Raw genomic sequence first — 22,103 nt, forward strand, 5'->3', positions numbered from 1 at the left:
GGCCGCCTCCGCTGTCCAGGTGAACGACGCGGGCTCCGCGCCCTGCCGGACGGGAGCCCGCGTCGTCACGACCGATGCCCTGGACGGACCGCCTCGCTCAGCCGAGGTCCAGGACGCCGAAGAGTGAGGAATGGGCGTCGGTCCAGACCGGGCCGCCCGCCGGCGGCGCGTGCCATCGCCAGGACTTGGCGCGCAGTGGCCGCAGGTCGGCGTCCTTGCGTGCGATGGCGACCCAGCGCGAGTGGTAGTAGATCTTCTGCGGATCCTCGGCGCCGGTGCCGGTCATCGACACCAGGCCGGCCGCGCGAGCGGTGGCCGCGAGCATGGGCGCGAGGTCAAGGCTCCGGTTGGTGACGTTGAACGCCAGCACGCCGCCCGGCGCCAGCTTGCGCATGTACAGCTGAAGCGCCTCGTATGTCAGCAGGTGCGGCGGCACCGAGTCGGACGTGAACGCGTCCAGGACGATCATCCCGTACGACCCGTCGGGCACCTTCTCGAGCTCGAGGCGTCCGTCGCCGATGATGGCGTTCACATCGGCCTGGCTGTCGCTCAGGTAGCTGAACCAGTTGGAGGCGATCTTGAGGACCACGGGATCGATCTCGTAGAAGTCCATCGTCTGGCCCTTGTGCCCGTACGCCGCCATGACACCGGTGCCCAGGCCGACGATGGCCACGCGACTGCTGTGTTCGCCGTACGCGGCGAAGAGATCGCCGAACGGTCCGGAGCGCCCGAAGTAGGCGACCGGAGTGGTCCGCAGGGGCCCGCCGGTGAACTGGAAGCCGTGCACCGTCGAACCGTGGCCGAACATCCGCCGGCCGCTGCCGTCCATGTAGACGTGGTAGTTACCGAAGAAGGTCCGCTCCCGGATCGAGTCCGTCGGCATCCGGAACCACAGGAGCAGCGCGGTCGACAGCGCGACGCCGATCGCCATCATGCGGGGCCGCCGTATCGCGAGGACGCACCACGGGATGCCGACCAGCAGGGCCGCGGGGATGAACGAGGACGCGTCCAGCCGGAGAACGATCGTGGCGGCCAGCAGGACGAGAGGTCCGGCGAGCACGAACACCTTGACCGACACGGCCAATCCGGGCAAGGCCCAGCGCGTGGGCGCGTCCGACTTCCGCAGCAGGATCGGCAGGAGCGCGAGGCTGGTCACCACGAGCGGGAACTCCGCCGTCCAGTTGAAGACCACCGGGGCGACCAGCGTGTTGAACGCCCCACCGAACGCGCCGCCGAGCGAGACGATCAGGAAGAACTCGGTCAGCCGGCGCGGGTCCGGCCGGTCCTTGGCGAGAAGGCCGTGACAGGCCAGTCCGGCGACGAGGACGAGCGTCAGGGCGAGCAATATCCCGATGAAGTCGGGACCGATGATGTAGAGGGTCCACGGAATCAACGCGGCGGAGATCGCGGCGATGGTGACCATGTACCTCAGCCAACGGTGCTTCTTCGACCCGAAGGCGATGATGAACGTCGCCAGGTAGAGCGCCAGCGGCACCACCCACATCAACGGCACCGGAGCGATGTCGGTCGAGATATGGGTGGTGGCGCCGAGCATGAGAGACGACGGAATGAAGGCCAGGCCCAGCCAGCGCATTCGGCGCCGCCAGGTGATCTTCTCGGCCACCGCCTCCGCCGCCGTCTCACTCTCGGCCGGCGTTTCCGCGGGCGCCCTGGACGTACGGAATCGGATGACCAGCACGCACGCGACCACCAGGACGACGAATACGCGATAGCCCAACGCCCACCAGCGCGCCTGAGCCTCCAGATCCGCCGCTGGTTCGATGACGAATGGATAGGCGAGCAGCGCGAGCATGCTGCCGACATTGCTGGCGGCGTAGAGGAAGTAAGGGTCTTTGGACCGCGGCAGGCCGGCCCAGGAATACCAGCGCTGGATCAGCGGGCCGATCGTGGACAGCACGGTGAACGGCGCGCCGACGACCGCCGTCAGTACGAGCAGCAGCCACAGGGCGACCGGCGCCGATCCACCCTCCACCGACCAGCCGGGCAACGACATCGGCAGCGCCAGCAGGGGTGCCACCACGAGCAGGATGTGGACCAGGGGCTGCCAGCGAGCGCCGAGCAGCCGCTGCGAGAGATGCGCGTAGGTGTAACCGAGGAGGAGCGCGACCTGGAAGAACAGCATGGAGGTGTTCCACACCATCGGCGATCCGCCGTAAATCGGCAGCAGCATTTTCGCTACCATCGGCTCCACCGTGAACAGCAGACTCGCAGCCACCAGTGTCGTTAAGGTGAAGACCACGATCGCGACGCCGACGGCCCCCCGTCTGGGTGGTGCCCCCTTCGCGACATCGAGGTCTGGCTTGATTTCGGCTACGCTCATAGCTGTTCTCCCAAGGCGGCCTAAAGAATTCGATGCGCCGGGCCGCGACACTGACGGGTGCGCGCGTTTTTTCGCGTTCAATTCTGCACAGTAGGCGCTGCAGCTTCCGCTATTCCCTTGCCTCGCTCGGCGGAAACTCATCTGGACAAACGTGACATCGGCCCGCTCCGAGGCAGATGACCTTTATCGCGAGACGTACTGCGACATAACGCCGAAGTCACACATTCGACCACTCTCCCGCGCCCGGAACCGCGCCGCCGAACGGCACGGCGAAGCACACTTTCGTCCCGATATCTAATGACACATACGCTCTTTGCGCTCATCTTACTTGGCGATTGTCTTCGCCGGCGAACGCACGGGAATATTAGAAAGCACGGCGCGCAGATATACGGCATTAATTATCGCCCATGTCTTCTTTGTGGCCGCCTTACTCGTTCCATATTTTGTCGCGATGGGGCCGGGGAACATTTCATGACGGGCGCTCTCAATAACTTACGGGAGTGCCTGTTCGTGAGAGCCATCGCTCCAATTCCGAACAGCGAAGGAGACTTACCGTGCTCAAGCAAATCATCGCGGCCGCCGGTGTCCTGGCTTCAGCAGCCGCCGGGACCGCCCTGCTCAGTGGAACCGCGTCCGCCCAGACTCCGGCGTGGGGGGGTGGTGGCTGTTGCGCCAGCTCCCACCGGGCTTTCGGCGGGGCGAACCGCACCAGGAACTGGAGCGGTAACGAGAACGATAATCTGAACCGCATCCGGCTGCGGCTGCGCAACCGGAACAACAACATCGCCGTCGCTCGTCCGGGCGGCCGTGGCGGTCGCGACACCGGGCTCGGCGTCGGCACGACCACCGGCGGCGGCCTCTGATCGGACCGGCCTTGAGAGCGGCCGAAGAGGCCGTCCCGCCACAGTGCGACGGAACACGCCCCAGGGAACGCCTCCCTGAGCGGTCGAGTCGCCTGGCAGAAAGGTGTGGCAGAGCCATCGCTCTGCCACACCTTTTTCGTCTCCCGCCCGGCGAGCACGGCGTCGCGACGACGCGAGAGAACCGCCGGGCAACGCCCCCTCCGGCGCTCCGCCCCGCCCGGGACCGCCCGGCAGAGTGACGCGAGCCGCAACCACCGAACCGCCACCCCACCCCCAGCCCCGCCCCGCCGACCGCCCCGCCGACCGCCCCGCCGACCGGCCCGCCGCCACCACCAAGCCGCTGCCCGTCCCTCAGCCACCGGCCCGCCGAACGCCCCCGAACCCACCGCCGACCTCCCGGCGCACGCGATGCGAAATCGTTACACCACACGCCCAAATCCGCCGATTTCACCACTCTTTGTCGGCGTCTTACCCCGTCATATCCACGTCTCGAAACTGGCCGGGAATGTACGCCATGGCGCCCAAATCGGGCATCACTGGCCTTCGCGCCATTTCTCGCAAGAAGGAGACGACGTGCAGAAGAGGACATACGCCCTTGCTGGTCTGGCCGTTGCCGCAGCGGGCGGCGTGTTGATCACTGGCTCTCCCGCGTACGCCGGTGCGCTCGTTCAGGGTCATCGGCACCACCACCACCACTATTCGAGCCACCGCAACCACAACCGGAACCTCAACTTCAATCGCAATCACAACCGAGTCCTCGTACGGGTGAACGTCCGCAACCGCAACATCAACACGGCCTGGGCCGGCGGCGGGTTCAACCGAGGGTTCCGCGATTTCGACCGCGACAGCGACTTCGGTCTGTTCCGTCACCGCTGCCGCTTCGGCTGCGGCCGGTTCGGCTTCGACGACGACTTCGGCCGCGACCGCGACCGCGACGATGACGACCGCGGCGACAACATCATCGTCGGCAACGACTTCGGCGCGAGGCGCTGAGACCAGGGCCCGGCTCGACGTCCCCATCGGGGGCCGTGAGACGGGCCCCTGAGCGGCGGATGCGGCGTTTTGAGCGATCGCGTCGGCGACCCTGGCCAAGAACGGTCGCAAAGACCGCCGGGTCGCGGAGCCGCCCAGAGTGGACCGGGTGCGGGGATCATCCCCTCACCCGGTCTCGCTCGTCCGGCCGCCGGACGCGTCCCAGGCCCCGTCCGGCGAGGCAGGCGCCTGACGCGCCCGGCGGACGGCTACGTACGGTACGGGAGGCGTTTGATGCCGTTGTCGAAGTTGGACAGCAGCAGCTCCGGCTCCCCCGCCGCGCGGATGCCGGGGATCCGGGTGAACAGCTCCCGGAACATCGCGGCGAGCTCACGCCGGGCCAGGTGCGAGCCGAGGCACACGTGCGGGCCGGGCCCCCCGAACCCGACGTGGGGGTTCGGCTGCCGGGTGATGTCGAACCGGTCCGGCTCGGCGAAGACGTCTTCGTCGCGGTTCGCGGACAGGTAGAACAACACCACCTTGTCACCCTTGCGATACGTGTGGCCGTTCATCTCGTAGTCGCGGGTCAGCGTCCGCCGGAACTGGATGATCGGCGAGGCGTAGCGCACGATCTCCTCGATCGCGCCGCCGACGCGGCGATCGAGGTCGGCCAGCAGGATCGCCCGCTGGTCGGGATGGTCGGTGAACAGCTTCAGCCCGTGCGCGATGGCGTTGCGGGTCGTCTCGTTGCCCGCCACCAGCAGCAGGTCGAAGAAGGCGCCCAGCTCGCGCACGGAGAGCCGCTCGCCGTCGACGTCGGCGGTGACCAGCGCCGAGATGAGGTCGTCGCCCGGCGCCTCGCGGCGTTCGCGGCCCAGGCGGGCGACCAGGCGGTGCAGGTCGACGATGGCCCGGAGGTTGCCACCGAAGAGCCGGAGCGTACGGAGCCGCGCCACGTCGCCGCGGACGCCGGAGTACTCGGTCATGGCGTCGACGGAGGCGGCGACCATCGCGTGGGAGTGTTCGGGGACGCCCATCATGGCGCAGATGACCTTGATGGGCAGGCGGGCGGCCACGTCGGCGACGAAGTCGCCGGACCCGCCGCGCAGGACGTCGTCGACGATCTCGGTGGCGGTCTTGGCGATGTGCTCGTCGATCTGCTCGAGCCGGCGCGGGGTGAACGCGCGGGACACGATGCGCCGCAGCCGCGCGTGCCGCGGGTCGTCCATGTTCACCATCGGACGCCCGAACAGCAGGGACACCCACGGCGGCGGCTCGGGCGAGGTCGCGGCGGGCTCGCTGCTGAACACCTTGGCGTTGCGGCTCGCGTGCACGACGTCCTCGTGACGTACGAGCGCGTAGAAGCCGCGGCCCGCCCGTACGAAGGGGATCCGCTGTTCGGCGAAGAAGGCGGGCCGGTCCCGCGCGCGCAGCCGGGCGAACACCCGCAGCCGCTCCTCCGGGGGCCGGGCCCAGAACTCCAGTGTGGCGAGATCGTCGCTCATCGGACCTCATCGCGTAGGGGTGTCAACTGGTTGGACGCCGGTGGCCGCGGGGGCGGTCACGCGCGGCACCGGCCGGATCGCGCCACTCTCGGCACCGGCGCCCACACGCAGACCTCACGGGTCGGCCGGGAGAGTGTCCCGGCATCCTCTTCGGTGACTCATCAGCATCGCGTAATCACCGAGCGTTGCCAAGCACTGGTCACGGGCCGGTCTCCGGCGCGGCTCTCCGGCGATCGGTCAGGCGACCACGACGCGTACGCGGGGCCAGGCGTTGTTGACGTAGCCGCCCGGGTTCCACAGGGAGGCGGCGGACTCGGGCTGGCAGGCGCCGTCGGTGTCCCAGGCCCTCGCGACGAGGGTCGACTCGCCCACCGGCAGGTCGAGGACCGCGCGCCACAGCCGCCACGCCCACCGCCCGTACGCCGGGTCGAGGTCGGCCGGGCGCCAGAAGAGACCGCCGTCCGAGGACACCTCCACCCGGTCGACACCGCGGTCCTCGCCGCCGAAGGCGTACCCGTGCACCATGACCGGCCCGGCCGGCAGCACCGCGTTCTCGCCGGGCGCCAGGATGTCGGAGCCCGGCGCGACCGGCCCGAGCGCGCCGCCCTCGGGCAGCCGGTACGCGACGGCCTGGAAGTAGTTCTCCGAGGGCCGGTCGCGTACGGTCACCCCGGTCACCCACTTCACGCTGCGGGCGCCGAGGTACCCGGGCACGACCACGCGGACCGGGCCGCCGTGCACGGCCGGCAGCGGACGGCCGTTCATGGTCCACGCCAGCAGCACCTCGCCGGCCGTGGCCTTGGCCAGCGGGATCGACCCGCCGTACGCCTGCGACGGCCGTGCCTCCGGGGAGACGTCCGGCGCGGTGAACTCCACGTGGGCGGCGTCCGGCCGCGTCACCGCGTGGGCCAGGACGTCCGCCAGGCTGACGCCGGTCCAGCGCGCGGTCGAGATCGCCCCGGAACGCCAGGGCGTCTCGCCGGGGATGGGGCGCACCGCCTGGAGGCCGACGCGCCGGTTGCCCGCGCACTGGAGGGTCGCGACGACGTCGCGGCGGGGGAACCGGACGTGCAGATCGTCCAGCGACAGCGTCATCGGGTGCTCGACCAGGCCCCCGACCGACAGGCGCCACGCGTCCGGGTCCAGGGTCGGGATGGGGCCGTGACCGCGGACGAAGAAGGTGTCGACGGGGGTCAGCGTCCGTCCGGCGAGCGCTTCGGGCGGCGGCTCCGCGTTGTACGGCTCCGTGTCGTGCGTGATCATGTCGTCGCGCTTGCCCCACGGCGCCATCGGACACCCCTCCCCCAGCGGAGATACCCGAGCCGGCCGGCCGGAGAACGCGGGCCGTTCACGTGATCGTCGCAGGTCAGAGGGCATATCGGGGTCGCGCGAAGCTATCTGGACGTGTAATGTCCAGGTATGCGCATGGGCGAGGGAGTGGAGTGGTCACTGCACTGCCTCCTCACGCTCGGCTGGCTCGAGAGTGACGAGCCGGTGCCTACGGCGAAGCTCGCGGCGGTCTTCGAGCTTCCGCCGGCCTATCTGAACAAGCGTCTTCAAGCGCTGGTCCGCGCGGGCGTGCTCAGCTCGACCCCCGGAGCCCATGGCGGGTTCCGGCTCGCCCGATCCCCCGAGAAGATCACCGTCATGGAGGTCGTGGCGGCGATCGAGGGCGCCGAGTACGCCTTCCGCTGCACCGAGATCCGGCAGCGAGGCGCGGGGAAGGGCCGGCCGCAAGATTTCCAACGACAGTGTGTGATCACCACCGCGATGCGTAAGGCGGAACTCGCGTGGCGGCGCGAACTCGCCTCCCACACGCTCGCCGACCTGCTGGCGGGGGCGCCGGGCGTGGCGGCCGAGCGGACCCGCGACTGGTTCGCCGTCGGCTGACGCCGTCGCACGGGGGTCGCACGGGTACAAGGAGACTTCCGATGTCCTGTATCTCGTCTTCGCCGAGCCGGTCTCCCGGCCGCGGCCTGGCGGCACCGGGCGAGCTGAGCCCGACGCTGGTCCTGGTCCTCGGCACGTACGCCGTCGGCGCCGACGCCTTCGTCATCGCCGGGTTCCTGCCGTCGATCACGGACACGCTGCACGTGTCCACCGCCGCGGGCGGCCGGGCGATCACCGTCTTCGTGCTCACCTACGCGGTCCTCGCGCCGGTGCTCTTCGCGACGACCGCACGCGTCCCGCGCCGGGTGCTCCTGGCCGGCGCGCTGGTCGTCATCGGCCTGGCCAACCTCGTCTCGGCGCTGGCGCCGACCCTGCCGGTCCTCATCGCCGGCCGGATGCTCGCCGCCGCCGGCGCCGCCACGTACACGCCGATCGCCGCCCAGGTGTGCACCACGCTCGTACGGCCCCGGGCTCGCCTGGCCGCGCTGATCGTGATCATCAGCGGTATGGCGATCGCCATCACGCTGGGACTGGCCCTCGGCGACGTCGCCGGCCGCTGGCTCGGCTGGCGTGCCGTGCTCGGCACGGTGTCCCTGGTCTGCCTGCTCGCCGGGGCTGCCGTGGCGCTCACGTTGCCGTCGCTGCCCGGCCGGGCCCGCGCCCGCATGCGGCCGGCACTCCGGCCCGGTCTGCCCGCCGTGGTGCCGATCGCCGTGCTCTGCGTCGCCGTCGCCTATGGCGTCTACGCCTACTTCGTCCCGCAACTGAAGGCGATCGGCCTGCCGGACGCCGCCGCCGTGGTGGTGCTCTTCGCGTACGGGCTGGGCGCGATGTTCGCCAACTTGGTGACCGGGCTGCGCCGCGCCGGCGAGGAGCGCCGCCGCATCGCCCGTGAGCTGCACGACTCGCTGACGCACAACATCACGCTCATCAAGGTGCAGGCCGGCATCGCGGTGCACCTGGCCCGCCGGCGCGACGAACCCGTGCCGGAGAGCCTCCTGGCCATCGAGGAGGCGAGCGCGGAGGCCATGCGCGAGCTCCGCGTGGCCCTGCACCTGCTCCGCGACCCCGACAGCGAGCCCGCCGGCAACGGCCTCGACCAGCTGTCCGGCCTGATCGATCGGGCCTGCTCGGCCGGGGTGCCCACGGCGGTGACCGTCAGCGGTGAGCGCCGTCTGCTGCCCTGCGAGGTGGACCGTACGGCGTACCGCATCGTCCAGGAGGCCCTGACCAACGTCTCCCGGCACTCCGGCGGCGCGTCCGCGCTGGTGCGGATCGCCTACCGCCCGGACCACCTGACGGTGCAGGTGGACGACGACGGGCTGGCCAGGCCGGGCACGCCGCCCGAGCCGGGCATCGGCCTGACCGGCATGCGTGAACGGGTCGCCGCCCTCGGCGGCCGGCTGCACACCGGTCCCCGCCGTGACGGCGGCTTCACCGTCCAGGCCGAACTGCCCCTGGACGCCTCCGCCGAGCCCGCGCGTACGTGGGTCCGGTGAGCCCTCTCCGCCGTTCGCCCATCAGCGAACGGAGTGCGCGAATGTCCGGGGCCACGTCGTAGCCTTGATCGGGTGATTGCGGCATTCGGCGAACCCACCGGTCAGGGCATGGTGCAGATCGGTGAGCTCCTGATCGCCCTGGTCCTGTCCGCCGCGATCGGCGTCGAACGCGAGATCCGGCAGAAGAGCGCCGGGCTGCGCACGCACACGCTCGTCGGCTTCGCCTCCGCGCTGATCATGCTGGTGTCCAAGTACGGCTTCACCGACGTGCTGGACGGTCACATCGCCCTGGATCCCTCCCGGGTCGCGGCGCAGATCGTCTCCGGCATCGGCTTCATCGGCGGCGGGCTGATCTTCGTCCGCCGCGACGTGGTGCGCGGCCTGACCACCGCGGCGGCCGTGTGGCTGACCGCCGCCGTGGGCATGGCCGCCGGGGCCGGGCTCTGGCTGCTCGCGCTGCTCGTCACGGCCGGGTACTTCGTGGTCATGGTGGTGCTGACACCGCTGGCGGCGCGCCTGCCCCGCTCCAAGTACGCGCCGGCGCTGCTGCACCTCACCTACCTCGACCGCCGGGGCATCCTGCGCCGGGTGATCGAGTACTGCACGGAGCACGGCTTCGTCATCGGCCGGCTGTCCGTCGACCAGAGCGACCCCCAGTCCGGCACGGTCTCGGTGACGCTGGCCGTCCAGGGCGGCGGCTCGGTCAGCGGGCTGGCCACGAGGCTGTCGGAGATCGACGGCGTGCTCACCGTCTCCACCGACGACACGAACGCCCCGCAACTCTAGAACTCGCCTCAGGCACCGCTCACCTGGAGAGCCAGTCGACGATCTTCCGGGAGATCTCCTCGGGCCGCTCCAGGTGCAGGAAGTGCCCGGCGCCCTCGATCAGCTCGATGCGCGATCCCACGGGAAGGTGCTGCTCGGCCCCCACGGAGACGTCGGCGCCGATGCACTCGTCGCCGGTGCCGTGCAGGTACAGGACGGGACACTTCCCGACGCCCTGTTCGGCCGCCTGCTGTTCGGCCGCGTACGCCGCAACGTGGACCGAGGGGTCGAACAGGGCACGGTAGTAGTTGATCGCGGCGGTGAGGTTGGCCGGCTCGCGGAGGCAGTCCTTGGTGCGGGCGATCTCCTCGGGCGCCTCCAGGCCGGGCGACCAGTCCCGCCACAGCCCGTCGATGAACGCCAGGTCGTTCATTGACACGGCGGGCTCGGCCAGCGGCGTCTGGAACAGGAACATGTAGAACGAGCGCTTGAGCTGGGTGTAGTCCAGGCCGAAGAAGCCGCCGTCGAACGCCGTTTGCAGGGGCGGTACGGCCATGGTGACGGCCCGGCGCCAGCGGTCGGGTGCGTGCGCCACGGCGCCGTAGACGGTGGGAGCGCCCCAGTCATGCCCGATGATGACGGCCTCGTCGGTGCCCCCCAGAGCTTCGTGCAGCGCGTTGGTGTCGGCGACCAGCGCACCGATCTGGTAGGCGCCGTCGGAGGGGATCTCGGTGGGGGCGTAGCCCCGCATGAAGGGTGCGACTGCGTGAAAACCCGCGGCGGCCATTTCTGACAACAGATTGCGCCATGAATGCGGGGAGTCGGGAAATCCGTGAAGAATGAGCGCGAGAGGCCCGTCCGAAGGCCCTTCTTCCAGGTAGCCGAATTTCAGGCCGTTCGCCGTAATGGTTTTCATTTGAGTCACGGACCGAAGATACTGTTCCGGCTCACACTTTGCGGCCGACTCCGCCGTCCAGAAGCCACTTTCGGTTCTTCCGATCCTTGATCACCGCGGCGACCTCCCGGCTCGGCTCACCCAGCCTGTCGTTCGTCTCGTCCCAGGTGGGAACGGCGACGAGGTGAGGAACCTCAGGCCGCCAGTCCGTGACCGGGACCAGACCGGGCTCGAGGAGTTCGAATCCGTCGAAGAAGCGCAGGATCTCGTCGTACGGCCGGGAGGTCAGCGTGCAGATGATCTCACGGCAGATCGCCTCGACCGGGCGCCGGTAGGCCAGATCCTCCTCCGGGTCCGGAATGGCGCAGTGAGAAAGGACCAGGTAGCTGCCCCGCGGCATCGCGCGCTTGTACCGGGCCACGGCGCCGTACGGATCCTCGTCATCGGTGATCCACTGCAGGACGTTCGTTATCAGGATCGCCACCGGTTCATCGAAATCGATGAGCTTTTGCAACTCCGGGTGGTGGATGACCTCTTCCGGTTCGCAAAGGTCGCCTTCGATCATCTCCACCTTGCCGCCCACCGCCAGCAGCGCCTGCCCGTGGCTGACGGCCACCGGGTCGTTGTCGACGTAGACCACCCGGGCGTCGGGATCGATCCGGTGCGCCACCTCGTGCACGTTCTCCGCGGCGGGCAGCCCCGAACCGAGATCGATGAACTGGCGGATGCCGGCCACGCGGGAGAGATACCGCACCGCCCTGCCGACGAAGGCCCGGCCCTCCAGGGCGGTCAGCGGCGCGAACGGGTAAACGGCCGTGATTCGCTCCGCGGCGGCCCGGTCCACGGCGAAGTGGTCCTTTCCCCCGAGAACGTAATCGTAGAGCCGTGCGGCGTTCGCTCGTGTCATGTCGACGGCCGCGCTCCGCGGTAGCGTCATTGACTGGCCTCCAAGAACACGGCCGGGGCTGTCAAGCCATTATGGCGCAAGATTTAACCGAGAGTATCGATATTTACCATTATATCGCCACGTTTATTACTCTGAGTATGTTTCGCCGGTTATGATGTTAGCGGACGGCAAACCCGTGTGCCAGGCAACGAGAACAGTCCCCCTGAAAGTAGGGCGAATGCGCAGGTACGCGTCCCGTCCAAGCACGAAGTGACCGCGACTCGGCCCGGCGTTTTTCGCCACGGCCCGGTGCGCCTCGGTGAGCCGGTCGGCGTCTCACCGTCGTGAGGAGAGGGCCTCTTCGGGCCGGCTCAGGTGGGCGTCGACCAGGCCGGTCAGGGCGCGTACCGCGGCGGTCGGCTTGCGTCTGCGGGGTGTCGCGAGGTGCAGCGACCACTCCATGCTCTCGTCCTTGATCTTGACCATGCGTACGGCGTCGTCGCCCCGGACCACGAACGGCGGGACGATCGCGATTCCGACGCCGTGCCGTACGAAACCGGCCGCGGCGTCGAGCGCGTCGACCTCCACGGCGATGCGGCGTTCGATCCGCGCGGCGGCGAAGACCCGGTCGGTGACCGCCCGGGCGGCGTGGCCGATCGGGAAGTCGACGAACTCCTCGTCGGCCAGGTCCGCGACGGAGACGACGCGCCTGCGGGCCATCGGGTGCTCGGCGGGTACGGCGAGGACCTGGGACACGCGAACGAGCTCGCGTCCCTCCAGCTCCCGGTTGAGCGTGTCGGCGACGCCGAGGAGGCCGACGTCCACCTCGCCGCTGAGCAGGGCGGCGGCGATCCCCGCCGAACCGCCGGACTCCACCCGCAGGCGCATCTCCACTTCGGGGTAACGGCGCCGGAAGTCGCCGGCCAGCCCTGGCAGGTCCACCAGGCCCAGGCCGGCGAGCATGCCGACCCGCACGGAGCCGCGCACGCCGCGGCCGAGCTCGTCCACGGCGTCTCGCGCCCCCTGCGCGGCGTCCAGCACCGCCAGCGCCTCGGGCAGCAGGGCGCTGCCGGCCTCGGTGAGCACGACCCGCTGGGCGTTCCGCTCGAAGAGCGTGACCCGGAGATCGCGTTCGAGAGACGCAATCGCCGCCGACACGGCACTCTGCACGACGTGCAACCGTTTGGCCGCCAGAGTGAAACTCTTCTCGTTCGCCACAGCCACGAAGTAGTTAAGCTGCCTCAACTCCACCTGAAAAGTGTGCCAGGCCGGCGGCCCACGCGGGTAATGGACCCCGTGAACGTCGATGACGAGCAGGCGGCATAACGTCGTTTCTCAAGGTAGGCGGTGTTTCCCCCGGTGTGTCGAGCGGGCGGCGGAGGCGCCCGGCCCGGCCGGACGGCCCGAGTACGGCGACCGATGTGGTAGCGGGCGCGGGCGGTCGTTGGGCGCCACCCGCTCCCGGTCGGGCCTACGCGGGCCGGGGCCCTGCGAAAATAGCGGACACCGCCTCCGCGGCCGGGCCGGAAAGGTCCGGGCGGCTTACGCCGAACTGCTGACAGTTCTTCCGAACGGACGACCGGCAATTAAAACAGCGGACGCACCTTGTTGACACTCAACGAGGTCGTACCGGGCCTCCAGTAAATGCGCGTCGCGGATGGGTGAAGTTTAACGAAGGGCTCTACAGTCGTCGTCGGCTTCACTCTGCGGGAAGTGCGCGCGTTCGTGACTCACCCCGAGCGGCCCTTCGGTGGGATCGGTGTTGCGAGCTGGTCGAACGAGCCGGTAGATCGTGCCTGTGGCCTCAGCTGACGCGTTCGAACACGGCGGCCAGGCCCTGGCCGCCGCCGATGCACATGGTCTCCAGGCCGTAGCGCGCTTCTCGGCGGTCCATCTCGCGCAGCAGTGTCGCGAGGATCCGTGCGCCGGTGGCACCGACCGGATGTCCCAGTGAGATCGCGGAGCCGTTGACGTTGAGGCGTTCGAAGTCGATGTCGGTGAACGCCCACTCACGGGTGCATGCGAGTACCTGGGCGGCGAAGGCTTCGTTCAGCTCGATGAGGTCCATGTCGTGCAGCTCGAGGCCGGCACGTTGTAGGGCGCGTCGGGTTGCGGGTACCGGTCCGATGCCCATGGTGCGGGGTGGTACTCCGGCCACTGCCCAGGACACGAGCCGCGCCAGCGGGCGCACGCCGAGCCGTTCGGCGCGTTCCCGCGTCGTGACCAGGCAGACGGCCGCGCCGTCGTTCTGGCCGCTGGCGTTGCCCGCCGTCACCGTGGCTTCGCCGTCGGCGTCCAGCATGACGGGTCTGAGGGCGGCCAGCCTGTCGAGGGTCGTGTCCGCCCGCGGGTGTTCGTCGCGGTCGACGACGACGGCCCCCTTCCTGGAGGGAACGGTGACCGGGACCATCTCGTCGTCGAAGCGTCCCGCTTCGGCGGCGGCGACGGCACGCTGGTGCGATCGGAGAGCCAGCCGGTCCTGTTCCTCGCGCGGGATCGTGTATTCGCGGCGAAGATTCTCGGCGGTTTCCACCATTCCGCCCGGGACGGGGTGACCGGCTCCCCCGGCCGTGACCCGGGCGCGGGCGAGCCGGTCGTGGAGCCGCACGTCGGGTCCCTTCGCGCCCCAGCGGACGTCCGTGGCGTAGAACTCGGTCTGGCTCATGCTCTCGACGCCGCCCGCCAGGACGACATCGGCGCCTCCTGTCTGCACCTGCATAGCGGCGCTGATCACCGCCTGCAGCCCGGAACCGCAGCGGCGGTCCACCTGCAGACCCGCCGTGGTGACCGGCAAGCCGGCGTCCAGGGCGGCGACGCGGCCGATCGCGGGTGCCTCACCGCTCGGGTTGCAGTGCCCGAGCAACACGTCGTCGACGTCATCACCGGGCAGTCCGGTGCGGTCGAGCAGCGCCCTGATCACCGTGGCGGCCAGTTCGGCGGCCGGGACCGAGCGGAACGCTCCGCCGAACCGGCCGACCGGGGTACGCAGTGGCTCGCAGATCACCGTTTCACGCACCATGTTCTCCTTCAATGACAAGAGGGATATCGAGGCGCAGGGCGAGTTCGTCCCCACCGATGCCGAAGGTCTCGACCAGGCGGACCGCCGCCGAGTCGATGTGGAACACCGCGTGACGGGTGTAGACGCGGGTCACGCAGGCGCGTCCGGTGAGCGGGTAGGTGCAGGCGCGGACCAGTTTGGGGGTGCCGTCCCGGGCGAAGTTGAAGAGGTCCATCATCACGTAGACCGACTTAGCACCGATGGCGAGGTCCATCGCGCCGCCGACAGCCGGGATGGCGTCGGCCGCACCGGTGTGCCAGTTGGCCAGGTCGCCGTTCACCGCGACCTGGAAGGCCCCGAGGATGCAGACGTCGAGATGCCCGCCGCGCATCATCGCGAACGAGTCGGCGTGGTGAAAGTAAGCGGCACCAGGCAGTTCGGTGACCGGAACCTTCCCCGCGTTGAGCAGGTCGTGGTCGATGTCGTCTCCGTGGGCTTCGGGGCCCATGCCGAGCATGCCGTTCTCGGTATGCAGGACGATCCCGGCCGACGGGTCGAGATAGGACGCGACCGTCGTCGGAAGCCCGATCCCGAGGTTGACGTAGGCGCCGGGCGGGATGTCGCGCGCGACGCGGGCGGCAAGCTCCCGACGATCCAGGGGCCTGCGATCGGGGTTCATGCCACGGCCCGGCTCGTCACCACGACGCGGTCCACGTAGATCGAGGGGGTGACGATGGTCTCCGGGTCGAGCGTCCCGGTGGGGACGACCTGGTCCACCTCGGCCACGGTGAGGGCGGCGGCTGTGGCCATGATGGGCCCGAAATTGCGTGCGGTTTTGTAGTACACGAGGTTGCCCATCCGGTCGGCCCGGTGGGCGCGGATCAGCGCGATGTCGCCGCGGATGGGGTGTTCGAGAACGTGTTCACGGCCGTCGATCATGCGAGTCTCCTTGCCTTCCGCCAGGAGGGTGCCGGCGCCGGTCGGTGTGTAGAACGCGCCGATGCCCGCCCCTGCGGCGCGGATCCGTTCGGCGAGGTTGCCTTGCGGCGCCACCTCCAGCTCGATCCGGCCGGTGCGGTACAGCTCGTCGAAGACGAACGAGTCGCGCTGCCGGGGGAACGAGCAGATGATCCTGCGGACCTGCCCGGCCGCCAGCAGAGCGGCGAGGCCGGTCGTGCCGTTGCCGGCGTTGTTGCTCACCACCGTCAGGTCGTGAGCGCCGCCGCGCCGGAGCGCGTCGACCAGAGCGACGGGCAGGCCGGCGGGCCCGAACCCGCCGATCAGCACCGTGGAGCCGTCGGTCACCCCGCGGACGGCCTCGTCCGGATCGCCGGCGATTTCCAGCCGGTCGTTCACCGTCGCGTTCCTCCTATTTGATCGCCATGGCGTTGGGCGGCGATCCGACGCCGCCGATGAGGTTCAGCGGTTTGGCCGTCAGCATGAACTCGTAGGTCCGGTCGGCGTGGCAGTCCTCGGCCAGCGCCTCCAGGTTCCACAGCTCGCCGAGGAACAGGCCCAGCAGCGCGATCAGCGGGCGGTGCATCATCCCGTTGTGGACGACGCCGCGCTCAGGCGGCGGTTCGTCCGGGTCGATCAGGCCGGAGTGCGGGTTGACCGGGTGGGCCTCGACACCGAGGTCGTCGGAGGCGACCATCGCGAAGCGGTGGTCCCAGAGCCACTCGATCATCTCCGGTGACTGGACGAGGCCGGGGTGCTGGATCCTGGTGCGGAAGGCGTGCCGGTCCTCCTCGCCGACCTCGTTGAGCCAGTACGGAGCCCAGCCGACGCGCAGCAGGAGCACGTCGCCCGGCCGGAACTCCACGTTCTGCGCGGCGGCGGCCGCGTCCAGGTCGGCCGGGGTGATCATGTAGTTGCCGGCCGGGTCGAGCGGGGTGCCGCGGTCGGTGAAGTGCCGGGCCAGGTCGAGCAGGACGCCACGCGCGACGATCCCGCGCTGCGCCACCGTCTGGATGCCGAGGGCCGGTGTCTCCTCGGCGATGTCCTCGTCGGGCACGCCTCCGTAGAAGCCGTAGCGCGGGTGGCGGATGTGGCGGAGCCCATCGATCTGGGACGTCGACTGCAGGTAGAAGGAGTCCAACCAGTCGTCACGGTGGTTGGGGTTGTTGGCGAAGATCCGGTGCACGGTCGCCGGGCGCGTCCCGGCAGGTGGCGGCACGAAGGTGTTCAGCGGATAGTCGAGATTGAACACCGCACCTCGCCGGACGAGCCCGACCGCGTCCCTCACCTGGTCGGGACCGATGAAATTGAGCGTGCCCAGCTGATCGGCCGTACCGAAGATCCCCCAGGACGAGCCGGGCGGCGCGTCCTGGCGTTCGAGCAGCTCCCGGTAGGTCGGGATGCCGTCCCGCGTGTTCACCTGTGTTCCCCTTTCCGTCGGTTTCAGGACTCGTCCAGCTCGGGCAGGACGGCCTCCCCCACCAGCTCCAGCGTCCGCCGCGCCACCTCCGGCGGCGTCCCGTGCGGGGCGACCCGGAGCTGGACGGACGTGACGCCGGACGACGCGTACCCCCGCAGGGCCGCCGCGACATCGGCAGGGCTCCCGACCAGCGGGAACCGGGGCGTCACCGCTCCGTCCAGCCCCATCCACGCGCGTCGGCCGGTGTAGTAGTTCACGACTGCGGCGAAGTACCCGGCCGCCATCCGGCGGGCATCGTTGGCGTCCGGGGCCACCAGGCACAGCCGGGTGACCGCAACGTCGCCGCTTGCGTTTCCTCGCGCGTCCCAGTACTCGGCGGCTCGCGCGGTCAGCAGGTCGTCGTCGTAGTTGGTGGCCGCGTAGTAGCCGTCACCGACGGTCGCGGCCCTGAGCGCCGCCGCGCGCGTGCGCCCGCCGAGGAACATCGGCGGGCCGCCCGGCCGCGCGGGCGGCGGGGCGACAGGCTGGGCACCGGGCCCACCGGCGGCCGAGGCCGACCAGGTCTCGCGCAGGACAGTGACCATGGCGGCGAACCATTCGCCCGGGCTCCGGCCGTCCGTACCGCCGCCCACCCGCTCCGCCAGATCGGCGTTGCCCAGGGCGAGGCCGAGGGTCAGCCGTCCGGTGCATAGCTGATCCAGGAGTGCCGCCTCGTAGGCGAGCCGCCGGGGTTCGTACGCGCGGGCCAGGAGCACTGCCGTGCCGAGAGGCAGGTTCGTGCGCCCGGCCAGGTGCGCGAGCACGATCAGCGCGGCGGGCAGGTGGAACACCTCAGGCCGGACGTGGTAGCTCTCGCCCAGCCAGGCCGACGAGAACCCGTTCGCCTCGGCCGTCTCCAGCAGTCGTGTCGCCCTGTCGACCTGGGGACGCGTCGGCGCGGCCGACCCCAGGTCGATCGCCACACCGAGCCTCATGCCGGCCTCGCATCCGGCCCCGCATCGGGGCGCATGTCAAGCGCCATGCGAGGCCGCCTTTTTCGCCTCGGTGCGGACCTCGTCGTAGGAAAAGGCGTTGATCTTCGCTATGAGGTCGTCGGTGTAGATGTCGGTGGCCGGGAACTCCTTGTCGATCAGCCCGGCGGTGGTCATGAATCTGAGGGTGCCGGTGACGGCGGCCGGGTCGATCGCGCCCCAGCGGTCACCCTCGCCAGGGCCGACCTTCTGGCCGTCCAGACGCACCTTCAGGACCTTGACCTGCCCGGCCAGCAACTGGTCCTCCGGGATTGAGGACGCACCCTTGGTCTCGGGGTGCAGCTTCCACAGGTCGCCCACCGCGGCCTCCGGGGCGGCCTCGGAGAACGCCACACCCTTCGCGAACGCCCTGCCCAGCCGGACGAGCAGGTCCTGCTTCTTGCGCAGGTCGTCCTTCCTCACCGCGAACCCGCCGCCGAACAGGTTCTCGGTACCGGGCACCGGCAGCGGCTTCAGCTTCGCGCCAGAGTTCTCGACGATCTGGTACTGGGTGTCCCACAGCGCCAGCGCATCGACCTTGCCACTCTTGATCGCGTTGAGCTGCTCGGCGCCGGCGCCGATCGGCACCAGTTTGACCGATTCAGGGTCGAGACCCTGCATCTTCATCGCGGTACGCGCGAACGTCCCGCCGGAGCTCGCCACGGCGGTGACGCCGACGCGTTTGCCCTTGAGGTCAGCGGGGGAGGTGATCGAGGAGTTCTCCGGGATCTTGAGGCTGTAGATCCAGCGTGTCCAGTACTGCGCGAAATAGGTCAGCCCGGTGTTCTTTGTATGCCCGATCACGACGGGTTCCGGGGTCACGAGCCCGACGTCGATCTGCCCGGAGACCACCTGCTGGGCGACCTGGGTCCCGGACGGGAACAGCTGCACGTCGACGTCCAGGTTCTCCTTGGCGAAGTAGCCCCTGGCCTCGGAGACGGCGAGGGTGGCGTATCCGGCGTTCCAGCTCGGCGAGCCGATGCCGAGTCGGATCCGGTCGCGTCCGTCGGCCGACTCGCCGCCGGACGAGCCGCCGCATCCGGCCAGAACCAGCGCCGCCGCGGCGAGCGCCACCAGCGGCGCCGGCCTGCGATGTCCGTTGAGTTTCACGAGGTCCCCCTAGCTGTGGACTGCTCGGGTGGGGTGGAGTGGTGGCGGGGGAACTGCACACCGTTCACAGCGCCGCACCGTTCACTGCGCGGCCTTCGCCGCTGCGCGGACCTCGGCGAAGGAGAACTTGTTGATCGCGGGGATGAGGTCGTTGGTGTAGATGTCGGCCGCCGGGAACGCCTTGTCGATCAGCCCTGCCTGCCGCATGAACGACACCGTGGCGGTGACGGCCTTCTCATTCATCTCGCCCCACCGGTCGTGGCCCGGCTCGACACCCTGGCCGTCCAGCCTTACCTGCAGGACCTTGACCTGGCCGGCCAGCACGGTGTCCTCGGAGCCGGACGCCTCGGGCTTGCTCTCGGGGTGCAGCCTCCACATGTCGCGGACCGCAGCGCTCGGGTTCGCCTGCGCGAAGACCATCGCCTTGGCCATGGCCCTGCCGAAGCGTGTCAGGTCGTCTTGCCTCTTCTTGAGCATGTCGGGCTTGACCGCGAAGCCGCCGCCGAAGATCCCGGCCGTGGAGGCGACCGGCATCGGGGTGAGGCTGATCCCCGCGTTCTTCACGATCTGGTACTGGGTGTCCCAGAGGCCGAGCGCGTCGACCTTGCCGCTCTTGATCGCGTTGATCTGCTCAGACCCGCCGCCGATCGGGATGAACTTGACCGTAGCGGCGTCCAGCCCCTCCATCTTCATGGCGGTGCGGACGAACGTCGTGCCGGAGCTGGCCACCGCGGTGACGCCGACGCGCTTGCCGGGCAGGTCCCGGATGGTCCGGACGCCCGACCCCTTGGGAACCTGGATGTTGGAGATCCACTTGGGGTAGTAGCCGGCGAAATAGACCAGCCTGGTGCCTTTCTCCCGTCCGATGCCGACCGGCTCGGCCGTCATCAACCCGACGTCGGACTGCCCCGCGATGACCTGCTGCGCGACCTGGGTGCCGGACGCGAACGTCGAGACCCGCACGTCGACCTTCTCCGTGGCGAAGTACTTGCGCGCCTCGGCGACCGCCAGCGTCGCGAAACCGGCGTTCCAGGTCGGGGTCGCGATCGCCAGCTTGAGCACGGTCCGGCCGTCAGAGGTGACCTCCGGGTCGGACGACCCGCACGAGACGGCAGTGCCGGCGGCCAGGACGACCGCCGCCAGACCCGCCAGGGACTTGCGTTTCATGTTCCGTCCTCCCGGGTCAGGATGGGGTGGGGTAGTCATCGGCGTTGAGGACCAGGCCCGGACGTGCGGAGAAGTCGGCCCGTGGCGGACAGAAGATGTCGATCAGCTGGTTGCGGCCCGGCCCCACGGACTGGGTGGTGTGCACCGCCGTCGGCGGGATCACCGCGATCGATGGGCTGCCACACGCGTAGTGATCGTCGGGGAGCCAATCGCTCATCCGGCGCGTCCACGGGGTGCGGATGTGGTGGACGAAGTCGCCCTCGACCGCCAGGGAGCACTGCTCGAAGTCGTCGTGCTGGTGCGGGGAGAGCGCCTCGGGGTCGCGGACGCCCGTCCGCGGGTTCAGGAAGTTCACCATGAACGTGCTGCACCGGAAGATTCGCCCGAACCGCTCAGGATCGACGGGCACCTCCGACAGCGGGTACGCGCGGATGCGGTGGCCCTCGGGCGGGTCCGGCCACGGCTTGAGCGGGGCGACACGGGGGTTGGGTTCGGCGTAGCTCTCCTGGTTGACGCTGTCGTGCGCGAGGGGCCCGGCGGACGCTACCGTGAACAGCCGCACGAGGTCACAGTCGGCGTCCGCGACGACCGTGGACCGCCCGGGCGGCATGACGATCACCGCCTGGCCCGTCACCGACCGCTCGTCGTCGTCGGTGCGCACGGTCGCCGCGCATCCCTCGTGGGGTAGGACCACGACGTACTCGTCTGCCTGGCCGTCCCGGGCGAGCTCGTCACCCGCGACGGCGCTGGAGTAGGCGATGACGAAGTTCTGACCGCGTGCCAGCCAGGTCCGCGTGCCGGCGTCGGACTTCGTGCTCGGTTCCAGGCCGGGGAACTCGATGTAATGCGCTGGCACGCTGGCCGGTTGCTGCGCTTGCACTGGAGGCTCCTGTTCTGCGGTCGGTTCGTGTTCTGGCCGGTTCAGTCGTCCAGGCCGAGCAGGTGGGCGGGATTGACACAGGTGATCTGACGTAGGGCCTGTTCGCTCAGCCCGAGGTCGAGCAGCGCCGAGCCGACCCGGATGAAGGCGTCGACGGGCAGCGGCCGGTTCGCCTGGCCGAGGTCGGAGGCCAGGACGGTGCGCTCGGGCCCGATCTTCTCGATCCAGGTGAGCAGGTCCTTCGGGTCCCACTTGCGGTATCCCTCGGGGTCGTACATGCCGACCTCGTGTTCGACATAGGCGCCCCCGCGCACGAGTTCCAGGCACTGCTCCGGCTCGGCGCCGATGACGAAGTTCGGGTGGTTGATGACCATCCGGGTGACGCCGCGGCGACGGCCCTCGTCGAAGAGCTGGGCGATGGTTTCGGGCGGGAGGTGACCGCCGCTGAGCATCGCGCCGCTCTCGGCGATGAGGTCGAGGACCTCGTGCACCTCGGGGATCAGTCCACCGGCGTCGTCGTGGACGTCCACCCGCGCGGACGGGACGTCGACGGTCGCGGTCGGAAACCCGCCCCCCTCTGGATGGCACTCGATGTGCCGGCCGGAGGAGAAGGTGGGGAACCACACGGCCTTGCCGCCCATGCGCAGGCACATCGCCACGGCGAACGGGTTGATCCCGCCGACCTGGCTGTTGAGCGCGATCCCCCCGAACACCCGGGTCGAGCTCTTGGCCAGCCGGTCGCCCATCGCCAGCAGGTCCATCACCGTGTTGTGGTGGTGCGATTTGACCAGGATCGCCCGCATTTCCAGCCGCTCGCCGTCGAAGGCGGCGTCCGCGTGGTCGAAGCGCCGGGGGAACGGGTTCGGCCCCGAATGGCAGTGCAGGTCGATCGCGCCGCGCAGCACGGTGGTGATCGCGCTACTAGGTCCGGGCATCGGCAACCTC

Annotated in this window: 20 protein-coding genes; 5 read left to right on the plus strand and 15 right to left on the minus strand. The window is 69.7% G+C overall.

Features of this window, described 5'->3' with window-relative positions:
• Positions 1-97: 97 nt before the first annotated feature.
• A complete protein-coding gene (locus ABEA10_RS30580; protein ID WP_345469789.1) occupies positions 98-2,422 on the minus strand; it encodes a fused MFS/spermidine synthase in 2,325 nt (774 codons plus the stop codon).
• A gap of 473 nt (positions 2,423-2,895) precedes the next feature.
• On the opposite strand from ABEA10_RS30580, the gene ABEA10_RS30585 reads away from it, so the two are divergent.
• Together ABEA10_RS30585 and ABEA10_RS30590 are read left to right on the plus strand one after the other, a co-directional pair.
• Complete coding sequence (locus ABEA10_RS30585) at positions 2,896-3,204, plus strand: hypothetical protein (RefSeq protein ID WP_345469791.1); 309 nt, start codon at positions 2,896-2,898, stop codon at positions 3,202-3,204.
• Positions 3,205-3,612: 408 nt separating this feature from the next.
• Entirely contained in the window at positions 3,613-4,197 is a 585-nt protein-coding gene (locus ABEA10_RS30590) for a hypothetical protein (RefSeq protein WP_345469793.1), read from the plus strand.
• Positions 4,198-4,445: 248 nt separating this feature from the next.
• Here the strand turns inward: ABEA10_RS30590 and ABEA10_RS30595 are convergent, their stop codons facing one another.
• Together ABEA10_RS30595 and ABEA10_RS30600 are read right to left on the minus strand one after the other, a co-directional pair.
• On the minus strand, positions 4,446-5,681 hold the full coding sequence (locus ABEA10_RS30595) for a cytochrome P450 (RefSeq protein ID WP_345469795.1): 1,236 nt from the start codon (positions 5,679-5,681) through the stop codon (positions 4,446-4,448).
• A gap of 237 nt (positions 5,682-5,918) precedes the next feature.
• A complete protein-coding gene (locus tag ABEA10_RS30600) occupies positions 5,919-6,971 on the minus strand; it encodes a sulfite oxidase (protein WP_345469797.1) in 1,053 nt (350 codons plus the stop codon).
• A 129-nt stretch (positions 6,972-7,100) separates the two neighbouring features.
• Between ABEA10_RS30600 and ABEA10_RS30605 the strand changes: the two genes are divergently transcribed.
• From ABEA10_RS30605 to ABEA10_RS30615, 3 genes are all read left to right on the plus strand, one after another.
• Positions 7,101-7,571: an RrF2 family transcriptional regulator gene (locus ABEA10_RS30605; protein ID WP_345469799.1), complete on the plus strand. Its 471-nt coding sequence runs from the start codon at positions 7,101-7,103 to the stop codon at positions 7,569-7,571.
• A 41-nt stretch (positions 7,572-7,612) separates the two neighbouring features.
• Complete coding sequence (locus ABEA10_RS30610; protein WP_345469801.1) at positions 7,613-9,070, plus strand: MFS transporter; 1,458 nt, start codon at positions 7,613-7,615, stop codon at positions 9,068-9,070.
• A gap of 72 nt (positions 9,071-9,142) precedes the next feature.
• Complete coding sequence (locus ABEA10_RS30615) at positions 9,143-9,856, plus strand: MgtC/SapB family protein (protein ID WP_425550980.1); 714 nt, start codon at positions 9,143-9,145, stop codon at positions 9,854-9,856.
• A gap of 19 nt (positions 9,857-9,875) precedes the next feature.
• Here ABEA10_RS30615 and ABEA10_RS30620 read toward each other — a convergent pair whose 3' ends face one another.
• From ABEA10_RS30620 to ABEA10_RS30675, 12 genes are all read right to left on the minus strand, one after another.
• A complete protein-coding gene (locus ABEA10_RS30620; protein WP_345469999.1) occupies positions 9,876-10,751 on the minus strand; it encodes an alpha/beta fold hydrolase in 876 nt (291 codons plus the stop codon).
• Positions 10,752-10,782: 31 nt separating this feature from the next.
• A complete protein-coding gene (locus tag ABEA10_RS30625; RefSeq protein ID WP_345469803.1) occupies positions 10,783-11,667 on the minus strand; it encodes an SAM-dependent methyltransferase in 885 nt (294 codons plus the stop codon).
• Between the two features lie 285 nt (positions 11,668-11,952).
• Positions 11,953-12,867, minus strand: a complete 915-nt coding sequence (locus ABEA10_RS30630; RefSeq protein ID WP_345469804.1) for a LysR family transcriptional regulator — start codon at positions 12,865-12,867, stop codon at positions 11,953-11,955.
• A gap of 553 nt (positions 12,868-13,420) precedes the next feature.
• On the minus strand, positions 13,421-14,632 hold the full coding sequence (locus ABEA10_RS30635) for an acetyl-CoA C-acetyltransferase (RefSeq protein ID WP_345469806.1): 1,212 nt from the start codon (positions 14,630-14,632) through the stop codon (positions 13,421-13,423).
• Positions 14,625-15,293, minus strand: a complete 669-nt coding sequence (locus tag ABEA10_RS30640) for a 3-oxoacid CoA-transferase subunit B (protein ID WP_345469808.1) — start codon at positions 15,291-15,293, stop codon at positions 14,625-14,627. Before ABEA10_RS30640 ends, ABEA10_RS30635 begins: the two co-directional genes overlap by 8 nt.
• Positions 15,290-15,970 carry a 3-oxoacid CoA-transferase subunit A gene (locus ABEA10_RS30645; RefSeq protein WP_345469810.1) on the minus strand — a complete coding sequence of 227 codons (681 nt, stop codon included), beginning with the start codon at positions 15,968-15,970 and terminating at the stop codon, positions 15,290-15,292. The genes ABEA10_RS30640 and ABEA10_RS30645 overlap by 4 nt, the downstream gene beginning before the upstream one ends.
• A 13-nt stretch (positions 15,971-15,983) precedes the next feature.
• Positions 15,984-16,991, minus strand: a complete 1,008-nt coding sequence (locus ABEA10_RS30650; RefSeq protein ID WP_345469812.1) for a cyclase family protein — start codon at positions 16,989-16,991, stop codon at positions 15,984-15,986.
• 23 nt (positions 16,992-17,014) lie between these two features.
• Positions 17,015-17,953: an LLM class flavin-dependent oxidoreductase gene (locus ABEA10_RS30655; RefSeq protein ID WP_345469814.1), complete on the minus strand. Its 939-nt coding sequence runs from the start codon at positions 17,951-17,953 to the stop codon at positions 17,015-17,017.
• Between the two features lie 48 nt (positions 17,954-18,001).
• A complete protein-coding gene (locus tag ABEA10_RS30660; RefSeq protein ID WP_345469816.1) occupies positions 18,002-19,111 on the minus strand; it encodes an ABC transporter substrate-binding protein in 1,110 nt (369 codons plus the stop codon).
• Between the two features lie 81 nt (positions 19,112-19,192).
• Positions 19,193-20,278 carry an ABC transporter substrate-binding protein gene (locus ABEA10_RS30665; RefSeq protein ID WP_345469818.1) on the minus strand — a complete coding sequence of 362 codons (1,086 nt, stop codon included), beginning with the start codon at positions 20,276-20,278 and terminating at the stop codon, positions 19,193-19,195.
• 16 nt (positions 20,279-20,294) lie between these two features.
• Positions 20,295-21,134 (minus strand): cupin domain-containing protein, encoded by an 840-nt coding sequence (locus ABEA10_RS30670; RefSeq protein ID WP_345469820.1) that lies wholly within the window; start codon positions 21,132-21,134, stop codon positions 20,295-20,297.
• A 65-nt stretch (positions 21,135-21,199) separates the two neighbouring features.
• A complete protein-coding gene (locus ABEA10_RS30675) occupies positions 21,200-22,093 on the minus strand; it encodes a DUF6282 family protein (protein ID WP_345469822.1) in 894 nt (297 codons plus the stop codon).
• Positions 22,094-22,103: the final 10 nt, after the last annotated feature.

The sequence above is a fragment of the Actinoallomurus oryzae genome (genome assembly GCF_039541955.1).
Classification (GTDB): domain Bacteria; phylum Actinomycetota; class Actinomycetes; order Streptosporangiales; family Streptosporangiaceae; genus Actinoallomurus; species Actinoallomurus oryzae.